The sequence below is a fragment of the Weizmannia acidilactici genome (assembly GCF_008974185.1).
GTDB classification, from domain to species: Bacteria; Bacillota; Bacilli; order Bacillales; family Bacillaceae_C; genus Weizmannia; species Weizmannia acidilactici.
The window spans coordinates 1-207 of record NZ_BKZP01000122.1 but is presented as its reverse complement, the minus strand read 5'-3'; the positions used below and the strand labels follow the sequence as shown (position 1 = coordinate 207).

The following is a 207-nucleotide window of genomic DNA, read 5'->3' as shown; positions in this document are numbered from 1 at the left end:
TCATGTGGAGCCTAGCGGGATCGAACCGCTGACCTCCTGCGTGCAAAGCAGGCGCTCTCCCAGCTGAGCTAAGGCCCCGTTCATTAAGGGATGGTGGGCCTGAATGGACTTGAACCATCGACCTCACGCTTATCAGGCGTGCGCTCTAACCAGCTGAGCTACAGGCCCTTAATGAAAGGAAATATAATATATTTAGAAAGGATTCAT

At 51.7% G+C, this 207-nt stretch carries 2 tRNA genes; both read right to left on the bottom strand.

Annotation, left to right across the window (positions count from 1 at the left end):
• Positions 1 to 5 precede the first annotated feature (5 nt).
• A tRNA-Ala gene (locus tag BpJC4_RS15975) sits at positions 6 to 78 on the bottom strand.
• Positions 79 to 91: 13 nt separating this feature from the next.
• Positions 92 to 168: transfer RNA gene (locus tag BpJC4_RS15970), tRNA-Ile, on the bottom strand.
• Positions 169 to 207: the final 39 nt, after the last annotated feature.